Below are 6643 nucleotides of genomic sequence, written 5' to 3' on the forward strand. Positions count from 1 at the left end.
CAGGAGTGGCTGGCGATCATCAACCAGTACGGCGGCGACATCAAAGAGACCTACGGCGTGCCGGTCGAAGAGATAGTCGAAGGCATCAAGTACGGCGTGCGCAAGGTCAATATCGACACCGACCTGCGCCTGGCTTCCACCGGTGCCATGCGTCGCCTGATGGCCAGCAACCCGAGCGAGTTCGACCCGCGTAAATTCTTCGGCGCCACAGTGACGGCCATGCGCGATATCTGCATTGCCCGCTACGAAGCCTTTGGCACCGCCGGCAATGCCTCGAAGATCAAGCCGATCACCCTGGAAGGCATGTTCCAGCGCTACGCCAAGGGTGAGCTGGCCGCCAAGGTCAACTAAGCCGGAGGCGATGGTGGCGTAGGGCGGACATGCCGCAGGCTTGTCCGCCACTGTGTCGCATAAGGTGGACAAGGCTTAGCCCTGTCCACCCTAGGCATGACCCAAGAGCCCAGCTGATGCGGTAATGCCGTTCACTTAAGCCAAGCGAACGGCATTTTTTGTAGCCCGGATGAAATCCGGGGAAATCTACCCCCTGCAAATCCGCTCCCGGATTGCATCCGGGCTACGTTCTGGGCTCCTTGCTTGCGACAAACGATCTGAGATAGCCAACTGAACGGCATTGCCGCAGATGCGGGGCTTTTTGTTATCTGCTGGGGGGAAGCGATGCATAGGTTGATCGGGCTGGTATTCGCCATTGCTGTGCTGACGGGTTGCGCGGGGCAGCCGAGCAGCACGGCTCTGCCTGCGCCGCTGGCCGTGCCGGAGTCCGATCCGCGGCGCTGCCTGAGCCGCGTCGAGTGCACCACCAAGGTGTCGCGCACCCTGCTGTTCGTCTTCGACTATGCCGCTGCCGGGGCGCCGCTGTTGCAGCGCGACGGACGCCTGTTGTTTACCCCGGCCGATGCGCCGCCCAGCGCGTGGCCGGCGCTCTATATCCGCCTGGCGCAGGCGCAGGACAGCCGCTTCGACTTTAACGGCCAGTGCCGCGGCGAGCGTTGCCGGGTCAGCGTCGAGCAGATGCTGCAGATTTACCGCAGCTATCTGGCCGGCCGGCCCTGCGGCTTGCGCGCGGACCAGTGCCCCGCGCCATTCTCGGCCGCGCTGCCGGCCGCGCCGACAGACTGACAGACTGCTGGAGCCGGGCTTGCGGCATAATCGCCGGACCTATCTCGAGGTGCATTGCGCAAGCCCAGTCATGACCCCGCTTAAATACCTGCAAGGCTACCCGGCCCAGCTGCAAGACAAGATCCGCCAGCTGATCGCCGAGCAGCGCCTGGGCGACTACCTGGCGCGCTCCTACAGCGGCAAGCACGGCATCCAGAGCGACAAGGCGCTGTATGCCTATATCCAGGGGCTCAAGCAGGAGCACCTGCGCAATGCGCCGGCCATCGACAAGGTGCTCTACGACAACCGCCTGGACCTGACTCACCGCGCCCTCGGCCTGCACACGGCAATCTCGCGGGTGCAGGGCGGCAAGCTCAAGGCGAAGAAGGAAATCCGCGTCGCCGCCCTGTTCAAGGACGCCGCTCCCGAATTTCTGCAGATGATAGTGGTGCATGAGCTGGCGCACCTGAAGGAGGCCGAGCACAACAAGGCCTTCTACAAGCTGTGCGAGTACATGTTGCCGGGCTACCACCAGCTGGAGTTCGATCTGCGTGTCTACCTGACCTGGCGTGAGCTGCCCGGCTGCGCGCCTGGGCTGTCAGCCCCGCAGCAATAGATTGAGCTGATCGACCACCTCGGCCCAGTCGGCGTCTTCGAGTATTTCCTCGCACAGAAAAGCCGCCTGGGCCGGGCTCCAGAAGGGTGCGTCGGCCAGCCGGCAGCCTTCCGGCAAGGGCGAGTGGTGCTTGATAAAGCGATCGATGCTGGCCTGCTCATGGTCCAGGCCGAGCTGCTTGAACAATGCCGACAGGCTGTGGGTCTGCGCTTGCATGCGAATCTCCTGAAGTGCGGCGCTGCGAAAGGGGTTTTCCGACTATCAAGTGATAGCAGCTTTTAGTCGACCGGCAGCAGTGCGAACAGTTGCATAGCGCCGGCAAGGCGCGGAGCCTGACCTGCTAGGCTGCCTGATATCGTCCCCCCATGGCCGAGGCCTCCATTTCATGCATTCGCGCGTTCTGCCCAGGTTGTTGCTGGCATGTTGCTGCGCGCTGCTGGCCGTTCCGCTAGCGGCGCGCGAGCTGTTGGCAATCGGCACCAACTTTCCCGGGGTGTTCGAACAACACGCTGGTGGCTATCGGGGCCTCGCCACCAGCGTGCTGCGCCAGGCGCTGGAACCCCTGGGCTATCAGGTTCGCTTCGAGCTGCACCCCTGGGCCCGCGCGCAGCATATGGTCGAGCACGGCCAGGGCGATATCCTGATCGGGCCCTACAAGAATGCCGAGCGCGAGGCGCGTTTCGTCTTTTCCGCGCAGCCCTTCTACCGCGATCACATCGTCTTCTACCGCCAGCGCGGGCGCCTGTTGTACTGGCACGGCGACTACCGGGAGTTGCTCGGCCGGCGCATCGGGGTGGTGCGCGCCTGGGTCTATGGCGCGCGGTTCGACAGCCGGCGCGCGCAGCTCGATCTGGTCACGGTGGAAGGGGTCGAGAATGGCCTGAAGATGCTTAGCGCCGGGCGTCTGGATCTGTTGGCCAGCAACCAGCGCAATACCCGCCCGGTACTGCTGGCGCTGGGCCTGACCGATAAGATCGAGCAGCTCAAGTCCCAGATCGACCTGCAGGACGGCTACTTCGCCTTCCCCCGCCAAGACCGCTATAGACCCTTGCGTGAGGACCTAGATCGGGCGTTGCAGCAGATGATCGAGCAAGGCCGGCTGGCGCAGTTGGCCAAGGAATGGCAGGTCGAGATTCCCTACTAAACAGGCTTAAATCACCTGCACTATCTCGAACAGTTGCAGCTTGCCGCCGATGCGCAGCTCTATGCTGTCGCCCTCGCCGCAGCCGAGCAGGCGCTGCCCCAGCGGCGCTTGCGGGCCTATCACCTGCACGCTGTGGCCAGCCTGCTGGAGTTTCATGGCCGCGCCGTCCGGGCCGACGAACAGGCACTGGCGCTTGTCCTCCTCATCGGCCAGCCACACCAGGGCGCCCAGTTGGATGCCCTGCAGCCGGTCGAAGGGGCGCAAGACCAGCTGCTTCCAGGTGCCCAGGCAATGGCGGATGGCCTCGGCGCGGCGCGCCTGACCGGTGGCCAGGTAGGACGCTTCCAGGCCCAGGGTGTCGTACTTGTTCTCGGCGATATTTTCTTCGTGGGTCGCCGTTTCGTAGGCCGTCAGGGCGGCCTGCTGGGCCTGGGCCAGGTCGGCTTCGAGCTGGGCTAGCACCTGTTGCAGCAACAGTGGTTTGTTTAGGGTCGGCATTTTCTTTGGCGGAGTGCAGGCAGAAGGGGCGCAGATTAGCGGAAAACCGCCCAGTCGGGCAGTTACGCGATGCCCAGGTAGGATGGCGTTGAGCGCAGCGACAAAACGGCAGGATGCCGTATTGCACAGCTTTAGCTGCCCGAAGGGTGAGGGACATGGATGTCCCTCATGATACCCATCGAAGCCAATGCTTGGCCTCAGGGTTGGCGCTGTTATACCAAGCTGCCAAGTCAGGCCTGCTCGCCCTTAAGCAGATGGGCGGCCAATGTGCGCAGCGGGCCGAGCTGGCGGCAGATCAGCGCCAGCTGGGTCTGCACCAGGCGCTGCTGGTCATCCAGTCCGTCGGCGAGCTGTTCTAGGCGGTTCGCCAACTGTTGTTCGGCCTCGCTGTGAATCGCTACCGGGCGCTCTTCGCTCAGGCATTGGGCGATCTCCTCGAGGCTGTTCGCCAGGCTGTTGGCCCCCAGTAGCAGGGGGTTGTCGGCGCCGGCCAGCTGGGTTTCGCCGCGGTGCGCGCCGAGTCCCGAGAGGTAGCTGAGCAGGGTGTGCGACAGCACCAGAAAGCGGAAGCCGATATCCGCCTGCTTCCTGAAGTGCCCCGGCTCCATCAGCATATTGCCCAGGGTGGTCGACAGGGTCGCGTCGGCGTTGTGCGCGTTGCGCCGCGCCAGGCGATAGGCCAGGTCGTCGCGCTTGCCGCTGGCATACTGCTGGATGATCTGCTGCAGGTAGCGGCTGTTGCAGCTCAGGGTGCTCGCCAGCAGGCGATTGAGGCGGCGGCCTTGCCAGTCCGGCAGGATCAGGAACACCGCCAGGCCGGCGATCAGGCTGCCCAGCAGGGTATCCACCAGGCGCGGGATAAACAGCCCGTAACCGTCGCCGACCTGGTTGAAGCAGAACAGCACCAGCAATGTGATGGCCGCGGTGGCCAGGGTGTAGCGGCTGCTGCGCAGGGCGAAGAAGGCCACCCCGGCGACTACCGCGAACAGCGCCTGGGCGCGCGGATCGGGCAGCAGGTCGAACAGCGCCCAGGCGAGCAGCAGGCCCAGCACGGTGCCGCCGATCCGTTGCAGCAGCTTGAGGCGGGTGGCGCCGTAGTTCGGCTGGCAGACGAACAATGTGGTCAGCAGTATCCAGTAACCCTGGGCCGGGTGAATCCAGTGCAGCAGGCCGTAGCCGGCGGCTAGGGCGACGGCCAGGCGCAGGGCGTGGCGGAACAGCAGCGAGGTCGGCGTCAGCTGCTGGCGCAGGCGCTCCCAGACGTCCCTGAAAGAGTGCGGCTCGCGGTCCAGCAGGCTGCTGTCCTGCTCCTCGGCCAGGGCATCCGGGTTGCTGGCGTTGCTCAGCAGCCCATCCAGGCTGCGCAGGTTGCCGGCCAGGGCGGCGAGGGAGCGCAGCAAGTGGCGCCAGGCCGGGTTGCTCTGCAGGCGCAGGTGCTCCAGGGAGGCCTGCAGGTCGACCAGGGCCTGGTCGCACAGCTCGCGGTATTCGAACGGCTGGCGCAGTTCGATGGCCTGCGCCAGGCGCTGGCAGGCCTGGCCCTGCAGGCGCAGCAGGCGCTGGCAGCGGAACAGCACATCGCTGTGAAAGAACGCCTCGGCCAGCTCGTTGTAGGGGTAGTGCGAGGAGCTGGCGCGCTCATGCAGATCCTGGGCGAGGAAGTACAGCTTGAGGTAGCGGCTGATCTTGGGCCCCGGGCGGGTGTCGCCGACCCGGTGCAGGAGGATTTCCTTGCTGGCGTTGAGCGCCGCCACCACCCGCCCGTTCTGCCTGGCCAGGGCCAGGCGGCGCTGCGCCACATCGAGCTGGCGCAGCGGCTCGAACAGCGCGGCCTTGAGCTTGAGGTACCGGCCTAGCTCGCGAAACAGCCGGGCCAGGCTGTGCTGCACCGGCTGGTTGGCGAAGGCCGCCTGCCACAGCACCGAGAGCAGGCCATACCAGGCCGCGCCGGCCACCAGCAGCAGCGGTTCCAACCACAGGCCGGCGCTGCCGCCGCGCTGTTCCACGCCGATCATGCTGTACACCGCCAGGATCAGGGTGGCCGAGCCCAGGGTGGCGTAGCGCTCGCCGAGGGCGCCGAACATGGTCAGGGCGAAGCTGGCCAGGGCCAGGGCGCTGACGAACAGCCAGGGGTAGGGGAACAGCCATTCCACCGCATAGGCCGCGGCGCTGAAGCAACCCAGGGTCACCAGCAAGGCGGCCAGGCGACCTTGCCAGCTGTCGTCGGTCTCCGCCAGGGCGCTGGCGATCACCCCGAGAAACAGTGGAATCAAGGCCTGCATCCAGTCCTGCGCCCAGCACAGCAACAGCGCGCCACTGAGGGCAATAAACACCCGCAGGCTGTAGCTGAACTTATCCAAGGCCCAGAGGCGACGCAGGGACTGACTGAAAGCGCTGGACGGCATGCGCGGACCTTGTGCGGGAACAATAGCCGGCAGCCTAACGGACTCGGCGCAGGCTGGGCAGCCCCCTGGCGGCGCTTTTATGGTCGCGCCGCGCCGCGGCTTTGGTGACCCGCGCCTTGGTCTATCCTCATAAGCAGGTAGCCAGGTCGTCGTTGCGCGTCGATCATGCCGGCTGCCCGGGAGAGACTCGTGAAGCCTGCGCTGCTGCGCTGTTATTTGCTGCTGGCCTGCTCGTTATTGGCGGTGGGCTTGTGCGCGGCCCCCGCGCCCGTGCTGGAACTGCGCCTGGAGGGCGCCATCGGCCCGGCCAGCGCCGACTATGTGGTGCGTGGCCTGGTCCGGGCGCAGGAGCAGGGCGCGCAGTTGCTGGTGTTGAGCATGGACACCCCGGGCGGCCTGGATACCTCGATGCGCAGCATGATCAAGGCGATTCTCGCCAGCCCGGTGCCGGTGGCCAGCTATGTGGCGCCCAGCGGCGCGCGTGCCGCCAGTGCCGGCACCTATATCCTCTATGCCAGCCATATCGCCGCCATGGCGCCGGGCACCAACCTGGGCGCGGCGACCCCGGTGGCCATCGGCATGCCCGGCGCGCCGAACGGCAAAGCCGCAGACGAGAATCAGCAGAAGCCGGACGACGACAAGGAGTCGCCGGTGGACGCCATGACCGCCAAGCAGATCAACGATGCCGCCGCCTATATCCGCGGCCTGGCGCAGCTGCGCGGGCGCAATGCCGAATGGGCCGAACAGGCGGTGCGCCAGGCCCACAGCCTGTCTGCCGAGGAGGCGTTGGAACTCAAGGTGGTCGATTACCTGGCCGTCGATCTGGCCGATCTGCTGCGTCAGCTGGATGGCAAGACCTTCAAG

At 65.8% G+C, this 6643-nt stretch carries 7 protein-coding genes and 1 pseudogene; 5 read left to right on the plus strand and 3 right to left on the minus strand.

Going from position 1 to position 6643, the window contains the following annotated elements; all coding sequences use genetic code 11:
• The 3 genes from Q8Q83_RS14045 to Q8Q83_RS14055 all read left to right on the plus strand — a co-directional run.
• Window positions 1-351, plus strand: a 351-nt coding sequence (locus Q8Q83_RS14045) for a class II fructose-bisphosphate aldolase (protein WP_305624701.1), incomplete at its 5' end; no start/stop codon positions are given.
• A gap of 324 nt (window positions 352-675) precedes the next feature.
• The gene (locus Q8Q83_RS14050; protein ID WP_305624703.1) at window positions 676-1137 is read left to right on the plus strand and encodes a hypothetical protein; all 462 of its coding nucleotides are present in this window, start codon (window positions 676-678) and stop codon (window positions 1135-1137) included.
• Window positions 1138-1207: 70 nt separating this feature from the next.
• Window positions 1208-1732, plus strand: coding sequence for a YgjP-like metallopeptidase domain-containing protein (locus Q8Q83_RS14055; protein WP_305624705.1), 525 nt, complete (start codon window positions 1208-1210; stop codon window positions 1730-1732).
• Here the strand turns inward: Q8Q83_RS14055 and Q8Q83_RS14060 are convergent.
• Window positions 1715-1948 (minus strand): DUF2789 domain-containing protein, encoded by a 234-nt coding sequence (locus Q8Q83_RS14060; RefSeq protein ID WP_305624707.1) that lies wholly within the window; start codon window positions 1946-1948, stop codon window positions 1715-1717. The two genes, Q8Q83_RS14055 and Q8Q83_RS14060, sit on opposite strands and share 18 nt — an antisense overlap.
• A 169-nt stretch (window positions 1949-2117) precedes the next feature.
• Here Q8Q83_RS14060 and Q8Q83_RS14065 point away from each other — a divergent pair, with 169 nt between their 5' ends.
• Window positions 2118-2876, plus strand: a complete 759-nt coding sequence (locus tag Q8Q83_RS14065; protein WP_305624708.1) for an ABC transporter substrate-binding protein — start codon at window positions 2118-2120, stop codon at window positions 2874-2876.
• 6 nt (window positions 2877-2882) lie between these two features.
• Here Q8Q83_RS14065 and Q8Q83_RS14070 read toward each other — a convergent pair whose 3' ends face one another.
• Both Q8Q83_RS14070 and yccS read right to left on the minus strand, forming a co-directional pair.
• Complete coding sequence (locus Q8Q83_RS14070) at window positions 2883-3374, minus strand: transcription elongation factor GreAB (protein WP_305624710.1); 492 nt, start codon at window positions 3372-3374, stop codon at window positions 2883-2885.
• A gap of 230 nt (window positions 3375-3604) precedes the next feature.
• Window positions 3605-5779, minus strand: a complete 2175-nt coding sequence (yccS, locus tag Q8Q83_RS14075; protein ID WP_305624712.1) for a YccS family putative transporter — start codon at window positions 5777-5779, stop codon at window positions 3605-3607.
• A 165-nt stretch (window positions 5780-5944) separates the two neighbouring features.
• Here yccS and Q8Q83_RS14080 point away from each other — a divergent pair.
• Window positions 5945-6643 (plus strand): annotated as a pseudogene (locus Q8Q83_RS14080) (nodulation protein NfeD); the annotation flags it as partial.

Origin of the sequence: Pseudomonas sp. (assembly GCF_030696055.1) — a bacterium.
Taxonomy (GTDB): Bacteria; Pseudomonadota; Gammaproteobacteria; order Pseudomonadales; family Pseudomonadaceae; genus Aquipseudomonas.